Annotated in this window: 21 protein-coding genes; 7 read left to right on the forward strand and 14 right to left on the reverse strand. The window is 70.5% G+C overall.

The genetic code is table 11. The features are described from left to right. The 3 genes from Manayef4_RS08110 to Manayef4_RS08120 form a co-directional block, all read left to right on the forward strand. Positions 1–895, forward strand: an 895-nt coding sequence (locus Manayef4_RS08110) for an RNA-guided endonuclease TnpB family protein (protein ID WP_175443345.1), incomplete at its 5' end; no start/stop codon positions are given. 63 nt (positions 896–958) lie between these two features. After that, complete coding sequence (locus Manayef4_RS08115; RefSeq protein WP_023841527.1) at positions 959–1,234, forward strand: hypothetical protein; 276 nt, start codon at positions 959–961, stop codon at positions 1,232–1,234. Between the two features lie 100 nt (positions 1,235–1,334). Further along, entirely contained in the window at positions 1,335–1,754 is a 420-nt protein-coding gene (locus Manayef4_RS08120) for an ester cyclase (protein WP_011437807.1), read from the forward strand. Between the two features lie 140 nt (positions 1,755–1,894). Here the strand turns inward: Manayef4_RS08120 and Manayef4_RS08125 are convergent, their stop codons facing one another. The 4 genes from Manayef4_RS08125 to Manayef4_RS26610 form a co-directional block, all read right to left on the reverse strand. Further along, the gene (locus Manayef4_RS08125) at positions 1,895–4,357 is read right to left on the reverse strand and encodes a helicase-associated domain-containing protein (RefSeq protein WP_254665523.1); all 2,463 of its coding nucleotides are present in this window, start codon (positions 4,355–4,357) and stop codon (positions 1,895–1,897) included. Positions 4,358–4,564: 207 nt separating this feature from the next. Beyond that, a complete protein-coding gene (locus tag Manayef4_RS08130; RefSeq protein ID WP_131728932.1) occupies positions 4,565–4,849 on the reverse strand; it encodes a hypothetical protein in 285 nt (94 codons plus the stop codon). 1,110 nt (positions 4,850–5,959) lie between these two features. After that, positions 5,960–6,172, reverse strand: a complete 213-nt coding sequence (locus Manayef4_RS25840) for a hypothetical protein (RefSeq protein WP_070982437.1) — start codon at positions 6,170–6,172, stop codon at positions 5,960–5,962. 67 nt (positions 6,173–6,239) lie between these two features. Next, the gene (locus tag Manayef4_RS26610; protein ID WP_349257432.1) at positions 6,240–6,524 is read right to left on the reverse strand and encodes an NAD(P)H-dependent oxidoreductase; all 285 of its coding nucleotides are present in this window, start codon (positions 6,522–6,524) and stop codon (positions 6,240–6,242) included. Between the two features lie 124 nt (positions 6,525–6,648). Here Manayef4_RS26610 and Manayef4_RS08140 point away from each other — a divergent pair, with 124 nt between their 5' ends. Beyond that, positions 6,649–7,776, forward strand: a complete 1,128-nt coding sequence (locus Manayef4_RS08140; protein ID WP_070131176.1) for a phosphotransferase — start codon at positions 6,649–6,651, stop codon at positions 7,774–7,776. A gap of 80 nt (positions 7,777–7,856) precedes the next feature. On the opposite strand, the gene Manayef4_RS08145 is transcribed toward Manayef4_RS08140, so the two are convergent. The 5 genes from Manayef4_RS08145 to Manayef4_RS24050 all read right to left on the reverse strand — a co-directional run bounded on the left by Manayef4_RS08145 (position 7,857) and on the right by Manayef4_RS24050 (position 12,564). Beyond that, positions 7,857–8,639, reverse strand: coding sequence for an enoyl-CoA hydratase/isomerase family protein (locus Manayef4_RS08145; protein ID WP_011437802.1), 783 nt, complete (start codon positions 8,637–8,639; stop codon positions 7,857–7,859). Between the two features lie 296 nt (positions 8,640–8,935). Then, positions 8,936–10,063, reverse strand: a complete 1,128-nt coding sequence (locus tag Manayef4_RS08150; protein WP_085949878.1) for a twin-arginine translocation pathway signal protein — start codon at positions 10,061–10,063, stop codon at positions 8,936–8,938. A gap of 351 nt (positions 10,064–10,414) precedes the next feature. Then, complete coding sequence (locus Manayef4_RS08155; RefSeq protein WP_011437800.1) at positions 10,415–10,945, reverse strand: hypothetical protein; 531 nt, start codon at positions 10,943–10,945, stop codon at positions 10,415–10,417. 143 nt (positions 10,946–11,088) lie between these two features. Beyond that, on the reverse strand, positions 11,089–11,775 hold the full coding sequence (locus Manayef4_RS08160) for a hypothetical protein (protein ID WP_235186952.1): 687 nt from the start codon (positions 11,773–11,775) through the stop codon (positions 11,089–11,091). A 177-nt stretch (positions 11,776–11,952) separates the two neighbouring features. After that, positions 11,953–12,564 (reverse strand): hypothetical protein, encoded by a 612-nt coding sequence (locus tag Manayef4_RS24050; protein WP_139140041.1) that lies wholly within the window; start codon positions 12,562–12,564, stop codon positions 11,953–11,955. 109 nt (positions 12,565–12,673) lie between these two features. Between Manayef4_RS24050 and Manayef4_RS25845 the strand changes: the two genes are divergently transcribed. The 3 genes from Manayef4_RS25845 (at position 12,674) to Manayef4_RS08180 (ending at position 17,260) form a co-directional block, all read left to right on the forward strand. Continuing rightward, on the forward strand, positions 12,674–13,615 hold the full coding sequence (locus Manayef4_RS25845; RefSeq protein ID WP_254665524.1) for a hypothetical protein: 942 nt from the start codon (positions 12,674–12,676) through the stop codon (positions 13,613–13,615). A gap of 112 nt (positions 13,616–13,727) precedes the next feature. After that, positions 13,728–16,448 carry a serine/threonine-protein kinase gene (locus tag Manayef4_RS08175; protein ID WP_070131178.1) on the forward strand — a complete coding sequence of 907 codons (2,721 nt, stop codon included), beginning with the start codon at positions 13,728–13,730 and terminating at the stop codon, positions 16,446–16,448. 374 nt (positions 16,449–16,822) lie between these two features. Then, positions 16,823–17,260, forward strand: coding sequence for an SsgA family sporulation/cell division regulator (locus Manayef4_RS08180; protein WP_011437797.1), 438 nt, complete (start codon positions 16,823–16,825; stop codon positions 17,258–17,260). Between the two features lie 131 nt (positions 17,261–17,391). Here Manayef4_RS08180 and Manayef4_RS25850 read toward each other — a convergent pair whose 3' ends face one another. The 5 genes from Manayef4_RS25850 to Manayef4_RS08205 all read right to left on the reverse strand — a co-directional run bounded on the left by Manayef4_RS25850 (position 17,392) and on the right by Manayef4_RS08205 (position 21,821). Further along, positions 17,392–17,697: a hypothetical protein gene (locus Manayef4_RS25850; protein WP_011437796.1), complete on the reverse strand. Its 306-nt coding sequence runs from the start codon at positions 17,695–17,697 to the stop codon at positions 17,392–17,394. 177 nt (positions 17,698–17,874) lie between these two features. Continuing rightward, on the reverse strand, positions 17,875–18,921 hold the full coding sequence (locus tag Manayef4_RS08190) for an aldo/keto reductase (protein ID WP_011437795.1): 1,047 nt from the start codon (positions 18,919–18,921) through the stop codon (positions 17,875–17,877). Positions 18,922–19,228: 307 nt separating this feature from the next. After that, positions 19,229–20,242 carry an alpha/beta fold hydrolase gene (locus Manayef4_RS08195; RefSeq protein ID WP_082456772.1) on the reverse strand — a complete coding sequence of 338 codons (1,014 nt, stop codon included), beginning with the start codon at positions 20,240–20,242 and terminating at the stop codon, positions 19,229–19,231. A 374-nt stretch (positions 20,243–20,616) separates the two neighbouring features. Next, positions 20,617–21,324, reverse strand: a complete 708-nt coding sequence (locus tag Manayef4_RS08200; RefSeq protein WP_070131179.1) for a hypothetical protein — start codon at positions 21,322–21,324, stop codon at positions 20,617–20,619. Positions 21,325–21,422: 98 nt separating this feature from the next. Continuing rightward, positions 21,423–21,821 (reverse strand): hypothetical protein, encoded by a 399-nt coding sequence (locus tag Manayef4_RS08205; RefSeq protein ID WP_035941775.1) that lies wholly within the window; start codon positions 21,819–21,821, stop codon positions 21,423–21,425. Positions 21,822–22,352: the final 531 nt, after the last annotated feature.

Here is a 22,352-nt window from a genome sequence, read left to right on the forward strand (position 1 = left end):
CGAGACCTACGTGAAGCTGCCCCGGATCGGGCGGGTGAAGGTCCACGAGCCGATGGGCGCCCTGACCGGCCGGCTGGCCGACGGCCGGGCGCGGCTGCTCGGCGTGACCGTGTCCCGGACCGCAGGCCGCTGGTTCGTGTCGTTCACCGTCGAGGTCGACCGCGACGTTCCCGAGCGGCCGTCGCGACGGCAACGCGCGGGCGGCCCGGTGGGCGTCGACCTCGGCGTGAAGCACCTCGCTGTTCTGTCGACCGGGCAGACCGTTCCCAACCCGAAGCACTACCAGCGGGCCGAACGGCGACTGCGCCGGGCGTCGCGGGCCCACGCCCGGTCGAAGCCGGGCAGCGCTGGGCGGCGGCAGCGCGCCGCCCAGCTCGCGGCGATCCATGTCCGGGTCGCGAACCAGCGCCACAACGGGCTGCACAAGCTCACGACCCGGCTCGCCCGGTCCCACGACACGGTCGTCGTCGAAGATCTGCACGTCGCCGGGATGGTCCGTAACCGGCGGCTCGCCCGCGCGGTCGCCGACGCCGGCATGGCCGAGGTCCGCCGGCAGCTTGCCTACAAGACCCGCTGGTACGGATCGACGCTCGTCGTCGCCGACCGCTGGTATCCCAGCTCGAAGACCTGCTCCGGCTGCGGCTGGCGAAACCCAAGCCTGACGCTGTCCGAGCGCACCTTCACCTGCCAGTCCTGCGGGCTGGTACTCGACCGCGACCACAACGCCGCGATCAACCTGCACCACCTCGTCGCCGCCAGTACACCGGAGACGGAAAACGCCCGTGGAGCCGACCAGAAGACCCGCGCAAGCGGGCAGGTGGCTGGGAAGCGGGAACCCGGCACGGCCACGGCCGGTCAGACCGGGGGTGCCTCGCCGAGAGGCGAGGCGGCATGAGCGGACGCTATCAAGCGCTTTCATGCAACGGTTCTTGGGCAGAGCTGGTTGATCGTCGCGATCGTGCTGACGACCGTAGCCGCCGCCGTGCTCCTCATCGTGGTGCTGCCCGGACAGCGTGACGTCCTCGACGAGATCGTCGCCGGATCCCCGGCCGTCCCCGACCGTGCGCAGGATGGTGGCGCGGTGGCCATGGATGGTGGCGCGGTGGCCATGGACGCGGCCGCGGCGCGCGCCCGCACGAGCGGTCTCGCGATGGCGGCCGGTGTGTTCAGCCTGCTCTGGGTCATCGTCACCGTTCTGATGATCATCCGCCCCGGCTCGACCACGAGCGTCTGACGTCCTCCCGGACATCCGGTTTTCCGTCGGGAACCGGCCCGGTGGTGGGATGATCGCCCTCTGGGCGGTGTGTGCGGCAGGCAAGCCTGGAGGATGTCACGTGGGAGAGGCGCTGGACACGGTGAAGCGCGCGCTGGACGCCTTCGACCTCGGTGACGAGGCCTCGGTGCTGTCGCTGCTTGACGAGGATCTGGTCGTCGAGGCACCGGGCGGGGTGCGGATCAAGGGGCGCGCGGCGGGCGCCGAGTACAGCGCCGCCTTCCTGGCGGCCTTCGGTGAGATCGACGTCGATACCCACGTGCTGGCCGAGCAGGGCGAGATCGTGGTCGAGGAGTACACGCTGACCGCGACGCACGTCGGCGTCTACCGCGACCCGGACGGTACGGAGCTCGCGCCCACCGGGCGTCGGATCAACCTGCGTGTCGTCGAGGTCTACCGGGTCGAGCGCGGCCTGATCACCGAGAACCGGCTGTACTTCGACCAGACGCGGCTCGCTCGCCAGCTCGGTCGACCCGCCTGAGCCGCCCCGGGCCTGGCGGCCCCGCCCCGGGCTGGCCGGGCGTGAGAGCCGACGGGTCCAGATTCGAGAGCTGATCGGCATGGACCTACTGCCTGCGGAACCCGGCTGACCGGTCATGCCCGGGGAGAAGGGGGTGCCGGTCAGCCGACGGGACTGACGGACTCGATGTTGGCGATGGCGAACTCGCGCTCGGCGTTGCGCAGGTGGCACCAGGAGTCCAGCCACCGGCCGAAGAGCTGGTTCGGCTGGATGCGGCGGACCGTCCGGGTGCCCTGCTTGTCCCGGYAGGCGATGACCACATCGCTGCGGCGTTCCACCGCGTCCGCCAGCACGGCGAGCTCGGCGTCGTTTAGCCGTCCGTTCATCTCGCCGAGCCGCTGGGCCAGGTCGGTCAGCAGGGTGACACCGTCGTCATTGCCGGTGCGCAGGCGCTGGGCGAGTTCGTCGGCCGTCAGCCGCCGTCGGGTCGCCGGCGGACCGGCGGGGGACCCTCCGTGCGGTCGGGACGCCCGGGACTCCCGGGACGGCTGTGCCGGGGCCCCCCGCGGCGCCTTCCGCCCCGGTCCGCTCGTCACGATGACGGTGCCCGTCGCGTCCTCGGCGACGGGGTAGAAGCCCGTCCGGCGCAGCTCGGCGAGGACCGTGTCCAGTTCCACCGGGCTGGCCAGCACGGTGGGGGCGAGCCGGGCGAGGTGCAGCTTCGCCAGTGTCCGGGTGTGGAGGATCTCGGCGGTCGTGGGCTCGTCGGCGAGGACGGCGCTGCGCATCCCGCGGACCCGCACGTGTCCGTGCCGGCGGGCGACGTCGGCGATGAGGTATTCGAGCGGCTGCGGGAGACCGTGGTCGGCGATGGCGCGTAGCTGTTCGAGCAGCTCGGTGGCGGACCATCCGGCGTCCATCGCGGCGCGGACGCTGGCGGAGGTGAACCGCCAGGTCCCGGCCGCGCCCCGGGACTCCGGCACCGCCGCGGCCCGCAGGAGCTGGGATATCGCCGCGCTGGGCTGGCCGGACACGACCGCGGTGAGATCGGACTGCAGGATCAGGCTGGACGGCGTCGCGGGCAGCAGCTCGGCGCAGCGGTCCGCCAGATCCCGCACCGTCCTCGCGACCTGCGCGGCGAGCTCGTCCGCGGTCGAGACGATCATAAGCCCGACGGTGGCAGCCGCCGCGTCGGTGGTGCTCGGCGCGGCCTCGATCAGGGCCTGGCCGGGCTCGGACAGGACGTCGAGGGCGAACACCCCGAGCAGCTCGGCCTCGCGGATCGACGCCGCCACCTTGATCTTGCAGGTGGCGGCGTCGTAGCCGTGCAGGGGGAAGAACCAGTCGAGGTTCTCAGCCGTGAGCCGCACCGACCGCCCGCCGGCCGCCGCGCGGATCAGCACCCGGCGAATCTGGCCCGCCCCCGACCCGATGGGCAGGGGCGGCGGGACGTCCTTCTCGTCGGCACCCTCGCGGCTCGTCGGCGCGTGCTCCAGAGCGTGCCACGCCGCCGCCAGCGTCGCCCACTGATGGCTTGGCGACTCCTCCCGCCACTCCTGGAACCGCGGGCTCGGTGCGTAGCCGCCTTCGGTGAAGGCCAGCAGGCCGGCGGCCGCGACCAGGTCGATCCACAGCGGCAGCTCGGCCAACGGTGTCGACAGCCGCTTCGCCAGCCGGGCCCGTTCCCGCCCACCGACGCCTCCTCGCTTGAGCGCCACGACGGGGGCGGCGGCGGCCTCGTCGAGCAGGGCGGTCACGGCGCGGATAGCGCCCTGGGCGGCCGCCTGGGAGCTCGACCGGACGGCGGCCTCGTTCACCTCCGGCCGGGGAATGTCCGGCGGCCCGGTGAGCCCCRGGTCCTGCCTGGCCAGCCAGGCGGCGACCGCGACCTCACGGGGGAGCTCCGGCCGGTTGCCGACGCCCAGCACCAGCCCCGCGGTGATCAGCTGCCTGATGGACCGCGTGGCTGCCCTGCGGTCATGGATCTCCTCGAAGGGCGTGTAGGGGAACATGTAGGGGAAGTAGCCGCCGGCCGTGGCCAGGCGCAGGTCATCGAGTTGCTGCCGCGCCGGGGCGGGCAGGGAAGCGATGATCGTCGCGATGCGGCGGGCATCGGACATGAGTTCGGTGAGCCGCGCGACCAGCTCGGTCTTGCGCAGGTTTTCGGCCGGAGCCCCGAGCGCCGTGACCGCCTTACGCAGATCCTCGACCAGGACGTTGCGGGCGATCTTTGCGACCGGGCGGGCGGAGCTGATCTCCTCGACCCAGTGGTTGTGCAGCGGCTCCGGGAGTCGGACCACCGTGTCGGTCCAGGCGAGGCCGCGGGCGCACAGATCGTCCACCCCGGCGCGCACCGCGTCCGGTAACGCGCCCAACAGCTCGGCCATCCGGGGCACCGTCGCGGACTCCCCCAGCAGCGCCGCCGCCTGGCCGACCCGGAGCGTGTCGCGGTTCAGCTCCCACAGCGCCGCCGCCAGCGAATCCGGGCTTTCCAGCCGCTGCGCGAGCTGCCCGAAACCGCGGGGTACCGGCTCGATCAGCACGTCCGGACGCGAGCGGAGCAGAGCGGCCAGCGCCGGCAAGTCCAGATCCGCAAGATGGTCAACGAACGATCGTGGTGTCATCCCTTCCATTCTTATGCGCGCCGAACGGGCACGGTCGCCCGGTCTGCCGGTAGCAGACATCCGAGACCACGGTCGCCCGTTCCCGATCCGTCCGGATTGCGAGCGCACCGGTGGCGCCGGCGAACGGCATCGGCGCCCTCCGGACGGTCGCCGGTACCGCGGACGGTCGCCGGTACCCCGGGCCTCGCCGTCGTTGCCGGTGCGGCCTCACTGATAGCCGATGTGGAGGACGGTGGGGCTGGTAGGCGCATCGCTGTCGATGACGACCGTCGGCCCGTCCGGACCACCCCCGGGACCACCGGCCCAGCCGAAAGTGAACATGTAGCTGTGCCCCGGCGCGATCCGGAGGTGGGAGTTCTGATCCAGGAGGCGCTCACCGTCCACMGAGATTGACTGGACGTGCAGGATCCCCGGTCCTTTGTCGGTGATTGTCAGGTCGGTCTGCCGCCCGACGCCGCTCACCGCGCCGGTCTCGTACGAAACGTTGATCACCGGGAGTGGATGATACGTCGGACGGCGGATCATGGCGCCGGCAGGCAACGCTGAGAACAGAATGAGCAGTATTGCGGTGACCATGATGGATACGGCGCGGCGGGACGGGTGCCGGGTACGGGCCGAAACGGATTGCGCCGCATCCCCCATAGCCCCGGAGTCGTCGGTAAGGACGGGCACCAGATCGAGGTGCGGGCGGCACACCGACCTGCCCGGTGAGGGGAGCATGGTTTCCTCCGCGCTGTATTTCCAGAAATCTGTCATCCCGGCCCGAGGATACTAGGGGCCCGGTACGCTGAGTGGTCATGTCCTACGGGAACATCTCCACCGGACCGGAAGCATGAGCCCATCCGGGGTATGCGGATAYCCCTTGCGGGCACCCCCGGTGAATGTGGACGCAGTCGGTCATCCGGCCCGTGYTGTCGGGCAATGGTCGGTAACTGGAATGGTCCTCCCGGATGGCGGTCAACGGCGGTCAATAGCGGTCAATAGCGGTCAACGGCAGGCGTGACCGCCGCCCGGACTTGCGCCGGTTCGACACAGATGTATCGGTTCTCCCATCTTGTGAATGTTGTCATCGATGGTTGGACGGGCAGGGGCGTTCCGGTGTCAACCGCATCGGGTTCTCACCGGCCCGGCTGCCCGCCCGATGCGCGGCCCGATAATCCGGACGGGAATACGTAAACGTGAAACGGAATCKAAGGGCTCGGCGCGCCGTTGTCATTGAGTGGGGAAGTTCTGGTAGGGAATAGCGGATCGGAGAACACGTGAGAGACGCGAGAGAGGTTCAAATATGCGTCGACCCGTTAAGAGAAGAACCGGGCGAGCTGTCGGTGTCCGTCGCATTCTGGTGACCATCGGAGCCGCCGTCACGCTCGGTCTGCTCACCACCGGCGCGGGCTGCCAGCCGCCCGGCACACCCTGCCCTCCCTACCCACCCGTCCCGCAACCCAACTGCCAGCCCATCCCGAACTGACGTGTCCGGCCGCGGCGGGTCACCTGTCCGGGTGAGACGCCGCGCAGGGCGCAAGGGAGGGAAGATCGGTGTCCCACACGCGGGTCCATCGGTGGTCGGCCGTCCGGGTCGGTCGCYGGTGGGCCGCGATGGGCTCACCCCGCCGCGACATCTGCCGTGTCCGCGACATCTGCCGTGTCTGCCGTGTCTGCCAGGCCGAGGTGGTGCACGACGGCCCGCGGAACCTCGGCGAGTCCGGCWCGCACCCGTGGGTCGCTCACCGTGCCGTCCGGACCGATGGCCTCCCTTGCCACGGGCAACGACGCGCAGGCCGACGCGCTGACGTTGGCAGCCACCTGGTCCAGCACCGTCCCCAGCTCGGCCCGGRCACCCCTCCCCCGGCTCGGGGCGGCCACGTTGACCCAGGCAGCGGACTTACCGTAGAGCTCCCCGCCGCCGATCGTCCAGTCGATCAGGTTCTTGAAGCTTCCAGTTCTTGAAGCTTCCAGGTAGCGCGCCTGCGTACTGCGGGGTGCGGAACAGCACGACGTCGGCCGCTGTGAGCTGCGCGCGCAGTTCGGCCCMGGCAGGCTGGGGCGCGTCGTCGCTCTTGCCGTAGCCGTGCTCTTGCCGTGGCGGTGGTTCTTCGATGGTGGGTTTCGACGGTGGGTGCGGCCGGGCCCGGTTCCTTGACGGCGGCCCGCCGACTCCGGCAAACAAGATGGATGCGGACCATTTCCCCTGGTGAAACAGGGTTCAGGCAAGGGTTCAAGCAGGCCGGAGCGGTACGCGGGGTCACGTCCTCCCACGGGGACGCCATCTCGCCCGGACCGGTGGTCGTACGGTGAGCACGACCTCCGTCGACGGGCTGGTGGGGCTGGATGGCGTCCTCGGTGACGTCCTCGCCGCCTATGATCTCGGCCCGTCGCCGCGGGCGAGYCTGCTGCATGTCTCGGAGAACGTCACTTACCGCGTGGACGACCCGGCGACCGGCCGGCGTTGGGCGTTGCGGCTGCACCGGCCCGGCTACCACACTCTCGTCGAGATTCACGGGGAGCTGGCGTGGGTGGCTGCCCTGCGCGCCGACGGCGTGGTCGTGACGCCGCCGGTCGTGCCGACGAGGGCGGGTGGGCCCGTGGCGACCGTGGCCGCGACCGGAACCCTCCCGCCGAGTGCCGCCTCGCCGGATCCCGCTGGGCTGGATCCCGCTGGRCCGGATGGTGCCGAGCGGCACGCCGTGTTGTTCGAATGGGTCGACGGACGTTCACCGGAACCGACGGACCCCATGTCCCTGCGCGGCGCGTTCGGGCAGCTCGGGGACATCACCGCGCGGCTGCACCGGCACGCGCGGGAGTGGTCCCGCCCGACTACCTTCGCCCGCTTCGAGTGGACCTGGCGGAGCATGCTCGGCGACGCCGGCCGGTGGGGGAGCTGGTCGGAGGGCTTGGTCACCGCRCTGGCCGACGGCCCCGGCCCGCCGGGGGACGGCCCGCGGGGGGACGGCCGCGCGGCGTTSGGCCTGCTGAGCCGGGCCGCGGCCGACATCGAGGCACGCCTGGCCGCCTTCGGCACCGGGCCGGACCGGTTCGGGCTCGTCCACGCCRACATGCGGCTGGCGAACCTCCTGGTACCCCGGGATGCGTCCACCGGGGACGTCTGCGTGATCGATTTCGACGACTGCGGCTTCGGCTGGTACCTCTGGGATCTCGCCGCGTCGCTGTCCTTCATCGAGCACCTCGACGAGGCCGGCGACCTGGTGGCCGCCTGGCTGGCCGCCTACCAGCGCCAGCGCCCGCTCACCGCGGACGACGTAGCGATGATCCCTACCTTCGTCCTGTTGCGCCGGCTGCTCCTGGTGGCCTGGCTGGGCACCCATCCGCACTCGGACGCGGTGCCGAGCGCCTCCGAGTACGCCCGGGACAGTTGCGAGCTGGCCGAGGCCTATCTGGGCGGGCGGTTCCTCACCGGCTGAGGCGGCGGCCCGCGGCCAGGCCTGACCGCTGGCTCGTCCCGCCCRCCCGAAATCCCCGAGGACCGGCACGCCCGGACCACTCAGCGGCCGGTGAAACGGGGCGCGCGGCGCTCCGTCGAGGCGCGCACCCCCTCGGCGAAGTCCTCGGTGGCCCGCAGTCTGGCCTGCTCGGCGGTTTCCCGCTCGGTGGCCGCCCGGATGACGGGGACGAGATCCGCCCACATCGTCTCCCGGATGCTGCGCACGGCCAGCGGCGCGGCGGCGGTGACCTCACCGGCCAGCGCCACCGCGGCCTCCCGCAGCTCGGCGTTCGGCACGAGCCGGTCGGCGAGGCCGATGTCGAACGCCTCCTGCCCACCAACCCGGCGACCGGTGTAGAGCAGGTCGAGCGCCTTCTGCCGGCCGACGACCGCCGGCAGGGTCACCGAGATGCCGAAGCCCTGGTGCAGCCCGATCCGGGAGAAGTTCGCCGCGAAGCGGCTGTCCGGGCTTGCGACCCGGAAGTCCGCGGACAGCGCGAGCCCCAGCCCGCCGCCGACCGCGCTGCCCTGCACCGCGGCCACGACCGGTATCGGGGAGGCGAACAGCCGTAGCGCCTCGCGGTAGAGGGCCGGCGCCCCCTCGTCCGCCGAGATCGCCTCGGCCGCACTCGCGCCGGAGAAGTCGGCTCCGGCGCAGAAGTTCCTGCCCTGGGAGCACAGCACGACGGCACGGACGTCGGAGTCGGCGCCGAGCTTGTCGTAGATGTCGGCGAGGGTCTGGATCAGGCGCACGTCGAAGAAGTTGTGCGGCGGACGGCAGACCTCGACGACGGCGACGTGGCCGGGCAGGGTCTGTACCGCGATGTCTCCGGACTCGCTCATGATGATCCTCCGTCGGGTCGTCCGTGCTGGTGCCGGCGGTCCGCCGTGCCGGCGGGGTCTCCTCCGTCCGACATCGTCCATCCTGACCGAAAACGCCTCGCGGGTCGCGTCACGGACTGGGCCTGGACCGGGCCTGGACTGGGCCTGGAGTGAGCGGACTGAGCCTGGAGCGAACGGAGACGGACGCGGCTGACCTCCCGTTCCCTGACGACGAGTTCGACGTGGTGCTCTCCTGTTTACCGACTAGATCATGCTCACGGTGTTCAATGTGCTGTRCTGACCGGACAGCCGCCGCGTCAGCGGCCGGGGGCCGGCCAGAAGGTCGCGAGCGGAATCGGGGAGTCGGCCGGGTCCGAGGAACCGAGGACGACGTCGGCGGGGGTGATGGCGTTCGCGTCGCTGTACGGCCCGCCCAGCGTGCCGAGATCGGTGAAACGGCCGTCGCGCCAACGGAACGCGTGCCCGTTCGCCGTGCCGGCGACGGTTCCCCGGTCGTTGATGGCGGTCACCCCAAAGTCGCCGCTGGGCACGCTGATGGTCGCGCGCTGGCCGTGCCACCAGACGAATGCATGGTTCGACGAGCCGCGGCTCAGGACGAGGACCTGGCCGGCGTTGTTGATCCCGATCGCCCAGGATTCGGTGTCGCCGGGCGGCGTACCGAGGTCGATCAGACGACCGCGTTCCCAGAGGAAGGCGTGGGTGTGCCCGTCGGCCGTGTCGCTGTAGCCCACGATCTGCCCGGCGTCGTTCGCGGCCACCGCGGTGCTTGACGGGCCGCCGAGGGTACCCAGGTCGTGCAGGGTGCCTCTCCACCAGCGGAAGGCGTGGGACGGGCCGGCGGCGGTGTTACTGCTGCCGGCGATGGCCCCGGCGCTGGTGACCGCGACGGCGGAGCTGCTCGGGCCGCCGAGCGTACCCAGGTCCTGCAGGTGGTTGTCCGCCCACCGGAAGGCATGGAACGTACCGGCGTTGGTGGTGCTGGTGCCGACGATGACCCCGGCGCGGTTGACCGCCACCGCGGCGCTGCTGTAGCCGCCGGCCGTGTGGGTGCCGCCGAGGTAGCCCAGACCCTGGGGCTGGGAGGTTCCGTGTTCCAGCCGGAACGCCTGCCGGTCGTAGTGGCTGACGAAATCGCCGATGACCAAGCCGTCCTCGGTCACCGCCTTCGGCTCTGTGCTGCCGTTGAGGACATGCACGGTGCCGTCGCGCCAAAGGAAGCCCGTGGTGCTGTACGCGCCGCTGTCCCAGTGACCAACGTAGAGTCCGCGGCTGTTGCCACTGGTCAGCGAGCCGGGACTGCCCGGTCCGGGAATGCCGACCCCGGCCGGCGTCGTCTGGCGTGGGTCAGGTCGTGGTTCTGGAACCGGCGCCGCCAGGGCCGGGGGAAGCCCGGTGAGGGACAACGGTGCGGCGGCTGCGGCCATGACCGCTAGGTGGACGAATGTTCTCCGGTTGTTCGGCACGGCCGACCTCCCTGGTCAGGCCTTCCCGACCGTCGTCGTGGCCGCCGGGGCGCCGTCGCACGGGTTCGGTCGCACGGGTTCGGTCGCCAGGATCCTGGCGCCGGATCGGGTCGGGATGGCTGGACGGAGGACCGGCTGRCACCCCGTCAATTGATTACTAACTGAAGCCGGATGGTGTCGATCTGTAGTCGGCTTGTCAATGAATGACACGCMCCGCCTGCGGCCGCGAGGCGCGGAACGTCGCGGGCGCCGGCCGGTGAGCGGCGCGCTGACGTGGGCCTCAGCCGACTCCACCCAGATGGTGCGGACGGCTCAGGACACCGTGATGTCGAGTTTCATCCCCAGCGACTCGTGGTTGTCGACCGGGCAGTCCAGCTCGTAGGTACCCGGCTGCAGAGTCACGGTGAGGTCCTCGGACTCACCCGGTGCGAGGTCTTTCGTCGTGGCCTCGTGCAGGCCGGGCCCCTCGATCCTCAGCGCGTGCGTCACGTGCCCGGCATTCTGGGTGACGAAGGTGTAGATGCCCGGGGTGAACGTGTTCCGGGAAAGTTTGATCACGAACTCGGTCTCGGTGACCGTCACCTTCGTCGCGCCCGCGGTTCCCGCGCTCGTCAACGGACCGGTCGGGGACGGCTTGGCCGACACCGAAGCGGGCGTGGTCGGCGTGGGCCGTGGCGTCGGGGTGGTTGTGCCGCCGCACGCGGCGGTGAAGGCGAGGATCACCGTGCCCGTCGCCATGACCGCGGCAGCCCGGCGCCCACCGCGCCGATGCGCGGCCCGTCGACCCTCGAGAAGGCCGGGGCGGGCGGGGCCCGCGGTCGAGGTTCGCAGGTGATCGGTCACGTGGTCTCCTCGGAAGGTCCGCCGGTCGACTGCGATGGTGCCCTGACGTCGTGACGTCGTCCTCTAAGCGGCTCCGGCGCGTCGCGTCGCATCACGCCGAGGGCACCACGAGGCGGTCGCGTAGGCCGTGGACGGCCGGGGGGTCAGCCGCGCCTCGTCGTCGGGACCAGTTGGGGCAGCAGGGCTCCGAGCCCGAAGCAGACGGCGGTCGCCGTGATGGTGATGCCGAAATCACTGGGGATGCCGGGCGACAGCAGCCGGGTGGCTGAAAGCGCGAAGATGACGAACAGGCCGACCCCGCAGCCGGCGGGCACGAACCGCAGGCCGCGCTGCCACCAGGTGGCCGGCACCGCATGGCGACCGAGCGGGAGCAACGCGACGGCCCAGAGCAGCCCCATCAGGACGACAAGCCCGAGGCCGAACAGCCCGTAGATGGACAACAGCGATCCGTGGATGTCGGCGGTTCCCGCTACCCTGGCCACTGTGTGCAGGTCCGCGCCCCGGATCGCCACCTCCACCGGCATCAATCCGGTGGCCCGACCGTCGAGGTCRCGCACATCCAGGTCGACGGTCCAGTTCGCCGATCCGCGGGCCGGGATGGTTGTGCGCACCCGGGTGTCGTAGTCGAAGAAGGTGAGGCCGAGCACGGTTCCGCTCAGCCGTACCGAGTCGACGGGGACATTCGACCGGGTCAGGTTCTGCACGCTGACCACCACGCGGGCGACCGCACTGGCTTCGAGGACCACGTTGTCCTCACCGAGGGGCTGACCGTCGACGGTGACGCCGAGTTCCACCCCGCCGCCGTCCGCCGCATGGACCGGAGACGCCATGGGTAACATGAGCCAACTCAGGCACGCCGTCAGGCAAACGGCGACGAAAATACTTTCCCGCGCCGACTTCTCCGTCGGCARTCTGACATTCACCGCTTCCCCCCGTGGCCCGGATGACCGGCAACGCGACTGTTATCCTATCGATCGTCGTAGGGCGGGACTTCCGCCTAACGTGCATCACGTTGTCTCCGCCGGTCCGGGGCAGGCCGCCGGCAACGGGCGTGTTGCCAGCCGCACCCGGGGGGGCGCTCTGGTGTCTGGCCAGCGAGTATCTGGTCGATTCGTGCCACGGCCGTCGCGCGGTCTGGTATCGACGGTGTTTGTCGTTGTGTTTTTCTTGGTCAGCGGGGCCGGCGTCGCCACGGCGATGGTCAGTCCCGGGACGTCGACCGGCACGTCGTCGGAGTCCATCTCCCCGTCCCGGTCCATCCCCCCGTCCCCGCTGCCGTCCCCGTCCCCAGCCCCGACCCGGTCCGCATCCCCGTCCCCGCTGCCATCCGCGTCCCCGTCCCCGCTGCCGTCCCCGACCCGGTCCATCCCCCCGTCCACGTCTCCGCTGCCGTCCACCTCCCCGTCCCGGCCTCCCATTCCGAATCCGGCGCCGAACCCGGAGACCCCCAGCGGTACCCCGTCTCCCCACTCCGATCCGAGTGCGACGAGCTGCCCGTCGGGGACGACGACGGACGCTGGTGGGCGCTGCACGTCCAGTTCGCCGACCTGCCCGGCCGCAGCCACGCGCAATGCGGGCGGCCCCTGCGACCAGCACGGTCCGACCTGCCCACCGAGCACGCCTCGATCGGCCGACGCGGCGGCGTCATCACCGCCGAACGGTGCCTGCCCGCAACCCCGGTGCACCTCCGGGCCGGCGTCGACGTCAACGCCGGGGACGGGTACAGGGATGGGGACAGACAGGGGATGTGCTGACGGCGATCCCCGGCACTGCGCGACGCCCGCCCCCGCGTTGCCGCTCGGCCTGGTCGATGGGACGCCCTGCCCCACGGAGGGCACGAAGACCACGTCACCTCCCATCACCTCGTCCCCGGTCACCGACTCCACCAAGCCGGGCTCCAAGGGGGAGAAGGAGACCTCGGTTACCTGTCCGGACGGCTCCGTGCGCCGATCGGCCGACCAGTGCCCCCTGCCGCAGAAGGCCTGCCCTGGTTCGGTGGTCGGCGTCGCCGTGGGCGAAGCCTGCCCGCCGCCGCGGCCATCCCCGCCGGTCCCGGTCGTCTGCTGGGACGGTTCCGTGCGCGCGGCGACGCTCGACTGCCCCGCCGGGCGCCGGCTCTGCCCCGGCGGCCTCGCGGTTCCGCTGGACGAGCAGTGCGCGGCACCCACCCCGTCCCGCTGCCCGAAGGGGACGGTGCGCGTGCTGGGCGTATGCACACCCGTGTCCGAGCCCGGCGTGTCCGAGCCGGATGTGGGGAAGCCGGATGTGGGGGAGCCGGTGGCACGCGAGGCACGTCCCGGTGAGCTGTTGTTCGACCGGAGCGCCGTGACGGCCGGAGATACGCTGTTCGCCCGGGGTGCCGGCTGCAGACCCGGGTCGCAGGCCGTGCTCACCGCGGGCGGCGAGCTGGTCGGACGGACCGTCRCCGACCAGGACGGCACGTTCGAGACCGTGGTCCAGTTCGCCAGCTTCCGGCCGGGTTACCGTCCGGTCACCGCCGCCTGCGGAGCTAACCTCTCCGCCGGTATAGACATGGTGCTGGTCTCCGCGGACACCAGCGCTTCGCCTTCGTCGGTGCTGCTTCCGCTCTTCCTGGCGCTGTCATTCCTGGCCGTGCACTACCAGATGGCGGCCCGTGGACGTCGGCGTGCCAGGTCGCAGCGTCGCTAGGTGCCAGGCGCCGCCGGGCATTACCGGGCGTTGCCAGGCGCGGGTGGCCTGCTGACCGACAACCTCGGGATCCTCGACAACCTCGACAACCTCGGGCGGGAGTGATCAGCTAATGTCCCACCCACCCGGCCGGAGTGGACCCGCGGACGGACCCGCGGACGGACCCGCGGACGGACCCGCGGATCGTGCTGCCTCCGAACCGACCGAGGTCGGTCCCTACCGGCTGGTGCGGCGTCTCGGCGCGGGTGGGATGGGGACCGTCTACCTGGGGGAGAACGCCGCCGGTGGTCTGGTCGCGGTCAAACTGATCCGGGCGGATCTCGCCCGGTTGGCCGAGTTCCGCAGCCGGCTCAAGCAGGAGGCCGACAACGCCCGGCGGGTCGCTCGTTTCTGCACCGCGGCGGTCCTCGACGTCGACATCACCGCCGATCCGCCTTATCTGGTGACCGAGTACGTCGACGGGCCGACGCTGTCCGAGGCGGTTGGCACGCGTGGCCCGTTGACCCCGGCGGAGCTTCATCAGCTGGCGGTGAGCATGACCACCGCGCTGATGGCGATCCACCGGGCCGGACTCGTGCACCGGGATCTGAAGCCGTCCAACATCCTGCTGTCCCGGCTCGGGCCGAAGGTGATCGATTTCGGTATCGCGCGCGCCCTGGACTCCGCGACGGTACTCAGCGGGGATCGCCAGCTCGGGACGCCGGCGTTCATGGCGCCGGAACAGGCCCTGGGCGAGCAGGTCACCTCGGCGGCGGACGTGTTCGCCTGGGGCGGTGTCCTCATCTTCGCCGGGACCGGTCGTTACCCGTTCGGTAACGGCCCCGCTCCCAGCGTGCTGTACCGGACGGTCAACGATCCTCCGACGCTTGACGGCTTCGAGGACAGCCTGCGGCCCCTGGTCTCCGATGCGATGCGCAAGGCAGCGGCGGAGCGACCCACCGCCGAGAAGCTCTACGCGCGCCTTCTGGACCTACGTGTCGAAGCCCCGATGGCGGTCAAGGGGCTGTCCCTGTCCGAGGTGACCGCGCTGATCCGGCCGCTGAACACGTCCCCCGGCGGCGCCTCCGGAACGTCGGCGAGCGACGCCGACCTCGCGGGTCCGATCACGCCCGTCACCGGCCATCAGCCGATCGGACCCCCGCCGCCGGCGAACCTGATCTCGTTCCCGGGGCCGGGCATTCCCGGGGCACCAGCCCGGTCGGGCCCGTCGTCGGTTCCGGGCCCGTCGTCGGTTCCGGGCCCGTCGTCGGTTCCGGGCCCGACCTCTTCTCCCGGGCTCGGGTCGTCCTCGTCGGGGAGCGAGGCGTCACCGTCCGGGCCGGATGCCCGCTGGCGGCCGGGCGCAGGCTCGTCGTCCCGGTCCCGGGACTTCGCCGATGCTCTGGTGACGGTCTGGACCGAGGACGAACACAGCCAGGACCCCGGGCGAGGAGCGTCCCCGTCGTCCTCGTCGTCCTCGTCTCAGCGGTCGTCCTCGTCTCAGCGGTCGTCCTCGTCGTCGCGGAGGTCCTCGTCCGCCGCGCCACCGGGCGACCGGGCCCGCAACCGACGTCCGCTGATCATCGTTGCCCTGGTGGCCGCCGTCACCGTGCTCGTGACGACGGTCGCCATCGTGTCCACCAGGGGCGGGGGCTCGCGGACCGAGATGAGCGTGCCTGAGGYGGTCGCCGAGCGGGCGCTGCTCCTCCAGGACGGCGACACGGGACTCGCTCGCCGGCTCGCGCTCGCGGCCTACCGCGCCGAGCCGCACTCGGCCAGGACCCGGAGCGCGATGATCGCGCTGTTCGGTGCCGGGATCACCCCGACCACCATCCCCGTCGGGACCGGTGCCCTGCTGGCGCTCGCGGTGAGCCCGGACGGGCACTGGATCGCGGCGGGGAGCAACAACGGAACGGTCACGTTATGGGAAGTCGTCGGTCGGACCGAGCTGGTCCGGCACACCTTCGTCTCGGTGCCGAGCCGCAGCTGGATCGAGTCGCTGGCGTTCAACCGGGACGGTGGCCTGCTCGCCGCGGGCCATTCCGACGGCACGATCCGACTGTGGAACCTGCACGACCCCGACCAGATGGTCCGATGGTCAACCATCCAGGCCCACACCGACGCGGTGCAGTCGRTGGCCTTCAGCCCGGACAGCAACACTCTCGGGTCCGCGAGTGCGGACGGCATCGTCGCGCTGTGGGACGTCACGGACCCGGCGCGTCCGAAGCAGCGCGTCCGGGCGGACGGTCAGACCGGGGGAGTGCGCTCGATGGCCTTCGCGCCTAACGGCACCCTGCTCGCGTTCGCTGGTGAGGACGGCACCGTCCATCTGTGGAACATCCGGGACGCGGCGCGGCCGACCGCGGGTGGAATCCTGCGCGGGCACAGCCGTGGGGTGCGGTCCGTGGTCTTCACCGGCGACGGAGGCGTTCTGGTCTCCGGCGGCGTCGACGCCACGGTGCGCCTGTGGGAGGTGCGGTATCCGGACAATCCCGCCCGTGGCGTCGCCACCGGCTCGCTGGGCGGGATCCAGAGCGTGGCCTTCGAGCCGGGTGCCGACGTCGTCGCCTCCGCCGGCGATGACGAGACGGTCCGGCTGACCGACATCTCCCGTCTGGACACGCCGATCCTGCTGACCCAGTGGCACGGGCACACCCAGCCGATCAGCGCGATCGCCTTCGTCTCCGGCACGGGCGTCGTCGTCTCGGCTGGTCACGACGGGACATTGCGGCTGTGGGACGCCGAGCCCGGCCGGCTCGCGGACACCGCGTGCGCCGATCCGGCGAACCGGATCACCGCCGGTGAATGGAGCACTGCCTTCAGGGATATGGGCTACCGGGCTCCCTGCGGCTGACGCTACCGGGCTCCCTGCGGCTGAGTTGACGACGGGCCGGCCGGTGGGGGCGGATGGTCCTGACGGTCTGGGCCGACTCCCTCCCACCGGTACGACGRCCAGCGTCGACACCCGTCGGGCCAGTGACGAGGTCATCGCCRCACCCGTCGGCGGACTCGGCCGGAATCTCTCGACGTGGGGTCGCCGCAACCATGCCGAAACCGCGACAAAATAGCGATGGAACCGTGACGTTGCGTTCACTCGCCGGCTATGCCGACCGGCCTAGCCGTGCCGGGTTGATCCGCCCGTCCAGAGAGGCCCGTCGGGTGGCCAAACCGGGCGTCGCCGGGCGCGATGCTGAACAGTGTCGAATCCGACCGTGTTGGGAGGCAGCGATGCTCCGTCACAGCTCGACGCCCGCGCATGTCGTGGCGCGCGATCTATCCGTTGACTACGTCACGGAGGAGGGGGAGCGAGAGGCGATCCCCGGCACACTCCGTTATGACCCGGCTGATCCCTTCGCCGTTGAGTTGATCCTACGTCCCGGTGAAGAGGCCATCACCTGGATCTTCGCCCGCGCGCTGCTGGCCGAAGGGATCGAGGTTCCCGCCGGGACCGGCGACGTGCGCATCCGGCCGACGAGATCCAAGGGGCAGACGGTGATCACGGTGTCCCTGTCCAGCCCGTCGGGGCATGCCGATCTCGAGCTGGCGAAGTCGAAGGTCACCGCCTTTCTCGCCGACTGCCACGGACAGGTTCCAGCGGGGCGGGAGAGCAACGGCATCGACTGGAACAACGAACTTCACATGCTGCTGCGCACTCGGAACACCTGACCGCTTCGAGTGTTCTCAAAGATATCATCATGAACTCTGGTGATGACGATTCCGGGCGGGGGTACCGGTCCGTTCCGCGGCGCGGATACGGGGAGCCGTAGCCGTCCCCCGCCCGTGTCCCGCGCGCCCGCTCAGAAGGTGTCGGGCGCGCCTTCGATCGGCTGCCAGACCTGAATCTCCGGGGGTCCCTCGACGCCGGCATCCCGCATGAGGGCGGCTATCTCAGGCTGATTGGTGAAGAACTCCTGGAACGCCTCCGTGGAATCCCATTCATCGAGGATGATGACCTGCCCGTGGCCGGCAAGGAAACGATGGTGCAAGGCTCCTACCTTTTGTGCCCGCTCGGCGATGGATGTGAAGATGTCTGCCTTCGATGCGAACAGCTGCTGAAGAGCGGCTGGATCGACTTTCAGGGTCACGGCGACGATGACACTCATGTTGAACCCCCCTTATGTTACCTGACTCGGGCGACTGTAGCGCATCGTCTCAGGATCCGGAAGACGGCTTGTCTGCCTCCGGAGATGCCGCGGCGCCGACCGGCTTGGCGGTGCCGTGAGTCGAGAAACGTGGCTGGTCGGGGGTGGGCATGGTCAGGCTGGTCAGTGGTTCGTCCGTCAGTGGGCCGTCCGACGCCGGCAACTCGGCCGCAGTGCCGGGTTACCGCTGTGGTGGTTGGTGCCGGCGATGTCGGTGCCGGGGGTGACGATCTCGTCGATCGCGTCGAGTGTCGCCTGGTCGAGGGTGATCTCGGCCGCCAGGAGGACGTCGTCGAGCTGAGTGAGCGTCTTGGGYCCGATGATGGTTGAGGTGACGGCGGGGTGGCTGTCGACGAAGGCCAGCGCGAGGTGGGTGAGGGACACGCCGGCCTGCTTGGCGAGGGTGGTCAGCTCCTCCACCACGGTGAAGCGGGCGGGTGCGTGCGGGTCCTCGGAGAGTGCCTGACCCTGGCGGCGGCCGAGCAAGCCCTGTGACGAGTAGCGCGATCCGGCCGGAGCCTGCTCGCCGCGCCGGTACTTGCCGGTGAGCCAGCCGCCGGCCAGCGGGCTCCAGGGGATGATGCCGATGGTGTGGCGTTGGGCGGCGGGCAGGACGGCTTCTTCGATGGAGCGGGCGAAGATGGAGTACTGGGGCTGTTCGCAGACGAACCGTTCGCTGTTACGGCGCCGGGCGGCCCACTGGGCTTCGACGATCCAGTCGGCGGGGAAGGAGGAGGAGCCGAGGTAGCGGACCTTGCCGGCGTGGACGAGGTCGGACAGGGCGCCGAGGGTGTCCTCGAGGTCGGTGTCCCAGTCGTGGCGGTGGACCTGGTAGAGGTCGATGTAGTCGGTGCCGAGGCGGCGCAGGCTATCCTCGACCGCGCGGATGATCCAGCGCCGCGAGCCGCCGCGGGAGTTGCGCTCRTCGCCCATGGGGCTGAAGCACTTCGTGGCAAGGACGACGTCGTCGCGGCGGGTCTTGATGGCCCGGCCGACGATCTCCTCGCTCTCACCCTGAGAGTAGATGTCGGCGGTGTCGAGGAAGTTGATGCCGGCGTCGAGGGCCCGATGGATGATGCGTTCGCATTCGTCGTGGTCGGTGTTGCCGAACGCGCCGAACATCATGGCGCCGAGACACTGGGTGCTGACCTCGACGCCGGTCCGGGCGAGTTTGCGGTACTTCATGGTATGCGCGGCGTGGAAACCTCCGCGTCCACGCGGAGGAGGAAACGCCGCTCACCCCCTTTCGCATCAGACCGGATAGAAGACGAGCCGTACTCGCCGGTGAAGATCCTGTGGAGATGGAGGGAGACCGAACCGACGGTAGTCGGTGACGCATCCGTCGGGACCTCCCGTCGGGAAAAGAAGCAGGAACCCGGCCCGCGAGGTCCGGGAATCCCCCACCTGCRGACGAGGGAGGAAGCCAGCCTCGCGCCGACCATAGCGGTGGGAGCGCACTCGAAGTCAACCGGTCGGCCGGCATGGCCCGACATCAGCGGATGAGATCGGTGGCTATTTGGTCGGCGCGGGTGAGGTGATCCTCCACGGCGGTCAGCCAGGCGATCGGGCGGCTCGCGTGTGGATTGTGGTCGGCACCGGCGATCACCGCGAGATGGGCGTCCGGCACGGATCGGGCGAGCGTCTCGGCGGCGTCACGAAGACTGAAGTCCCGTTCACCGACGATGACGGTGGTCGGGGCGCAGATCTCGCCCAACCGGTCCGTGAGGGACGGATAGCTGCTCAGGTCCCGCCAGAGCGCGACGATCGCGTTCGGATCCATCCGGCCGAGCCCCGCCACCGCGCGGTTCCGGCCGGCGTGGACGGCCGTCGCGATCGCCGCCGCCCCTGCCAGCAGGACGGACACGACCCGCTTCGTGATCCCGCCCGTGCCCGTGGCGGGAGCGGCCGCGGTGTCAGCGAGAACCAGGGACCGCACCCGTCCCGGATGGTTGAGCGTGTAGCGCAGCGCCACCACCCCGCCCATCGAGTGGCCGATCAGGTGGACGGCGGGCAGCCCGAGCACGTCGACCACCGTCGCGAGGTCCGCCACCAGCTGATCAAAGCTGTAACCCGCTCGGCCCGTCGTGGCCCAGCCACTCGCGCCATGCCCTCGCTGGTCGTAGGCGATCACACGGCGGGACGTGGCGAGCTCCGGAACCACCGCGGCCCAGTCCGCCGTGCTGCCGGCGATCCCGTGGAGCAGCAGGACCGGGATGTCGCCACCCCCGCCGCGGATCGTCGCCGGCCTGTCGTCCGACGTCATGGTCCGTGTCTCGTCCGCGATCTGTGTCCTGTCCGCGATCCGCGTCTCGTTCGGGGCCCGTGCCTCGTTCGGGGGACGGCCGTCCGCCCGAAGGTGGCCCGGGGGCGGGGGAGCCGGTGACCAGGGAATCTCCGGCGGGGGATCGTCGAGTGGGAAACCCTCTGGCCGTAGCTCTTCGACGTGCAGTTCCAGATGTTCCGGACCCGCCGCCACCGCTACCCGCCGCTCCACCGAGATCACCATATCTCCATGGTCGCGTCTCGCGGGGTCGGCGAGCCCCCGATCGGGTGATCGGGGGCTCGCCGAGCAGGAGACAAATCTTCGGCTCATGCGATGCGCCCGGGAAATCTCGACAACGCCGAGTGGAGCCGAGGCGTCCGACGAGGAATATCCGGATCGGTAGTGACGAGTCATACGGGCGCGTCGATCGGCGGAGCACGTGGATCGGGAGAAAGCGCGGACGGGAAGAACACCGGCGTAGAGGCGCAGGCGTAGAGAGTTAGGACGCGGGCGAGGGGGAACGACCCGGCGGGGTGCGCGTTCGTCCGGCGCCGCCCCCGGGTCCGTCTGACTCGGGTTCGCTCGATCGGCCAGCCGCCGTTCGATGATCGGGACGGTTAGCCGATTCCCGCGTGCATCTCGAAGTCCAGCGCACCGATGCCGACGAGCCAGTACACCCAGTCGGCGTCGCGGGTCGGGGCGACCTGCCCGCCCGGTGGTTGGTAGCCGACCCGTCTCGCCTTCTCCAGCGCGCCCGCCAACCGGTCGTTGAGCGAGGTCTGCTTGATCCCCAGCCGGTCGGCGGCGGATTTCTTGGGACGTGGATCCGGGTTACGCAGGGGCRGCCACCGTAGATGCTGTTCGAAGACCACGCGGATCGCCTCGGTCTCCTTCTCGGAGAGGCGATCGACCTCGTTGCTCTCCGTCACTCGACGATCGCGGGCAATCCGGCGGACGCCGGTCGGCTCCGGCTCGCATAACAGCAGGTAGCTGCGCTGCGGAGTGCCGCGCAGCCAGACCRCGGTCGGCCGGTCGGTCACCGACACCAGCCCGCCCTGCTCGACGGGATACGTCGGCTGTCCCCAGTTCCGGACATCGGCCTGGTTCAGGTTCGCGATTTCCACATTCCAGCCGCCGCCCGGCGCGGCGGACAGGCGGGCGGCCCGGCGGGAGAGTTTCCGGTCCGGCGGGCTGGCGGACAGATGCCGGTGCGACGCGGCATCGTCGCAGACGTCGTCCGGGGCGGCACCGACGCACAGCTGGTCGGAACGGCGCAGCCGCTGGTCGAATTCGACCCGATCGTCGACGAGGAACCGCAGCCGCATGGCGAGCGAGTGTAACGGTATCCTTCCGCAGGGTCGTTCCGGCCCCTCCGGTCGTTGCTTCCCCGGCGATCTCGTCCGTGCCCGGATACCGGCGTGGGTCAGGCGTCGCTGCCGTCGACCCCGCGCACCGCCCGTGCGTGAATCTGAAACTCTTCGAGGTCGGAGCCGATGAGACGACCGAGAACCCGGATCACATCGGAGCGTTCGATTGCCACCGGGCGCCACAGGATCGCGGATTGGGCTTCGCGCAGACCGGCCTCCCGTGGGAAGGCGAGCAGGCGTCCGCAAACCCAGCTGAGCCGACGTACCTGAGTGGTAATCGGGAAGGCCAGGATGACGCCGTTCTCCACCCGCACCGCGACCACCGGGCGCCGCTTGTAGCCGGCACAGTCCGAGAAGTCGACGCGGGCATCGAGGACCGTCGCGGGTCCCAGCGACGTCCACGGAACCGGCCGCAGGTGCTTGAGGGAATTCCCGCTCGGTCGCGGCTTGCCCATCGTAGTCGATGCCGATCGGGGATGTCCGTCCGGTCCGGACGCGTAGCGGGCGAGGTAATCCGGCAGCGGCTGATCGCGCCGAGTGCGTCGGCGGGCCTGCCGGGCCCGGTCACGGGCAAGTTTCTGCAGTGGGTTGCTCCGCCTGGCCGGGACCTGACGCTGAGCGCGGCGGGAGTTGAACTMGGACACGGTGCCTCCGGAAGGTAGTGGGCCGTTGCCACCGRCCGTCGCAGATGCCGCCGATGACGACCAGACCGATAGATGTCGGTTATGGCTGTCCTTTACCTGACGAGGCCGAGCGATACCGTCATATCGCGCGGACAGGCATACTGCAGATCTTTCGCGATCTTGCGGGAGGAAGGGGGGACCGTCGTGCACGTCGCCGTTGCCACGACCATGGACGCTGATCATCTGGATGATTCGGACGGTAGCGTCGGGATGTCCGCATCCCACGCCCCGGCAGATGTGATCGGGAAGCACCGTTGACCGGCCCGGACGGACCTGTGGTTTCGCCAGGCGACCCGGTTCCGG

This window comes from Frankia sp. CgMI4, from assembly GCF_001756285.1.
Taxonomy (GTDB): domain Bacteria; phylum Actinomycetota; class Actinomycetes; order Frankiales; family Frankiaceae; genus Frankia; species Frankia casuarinae.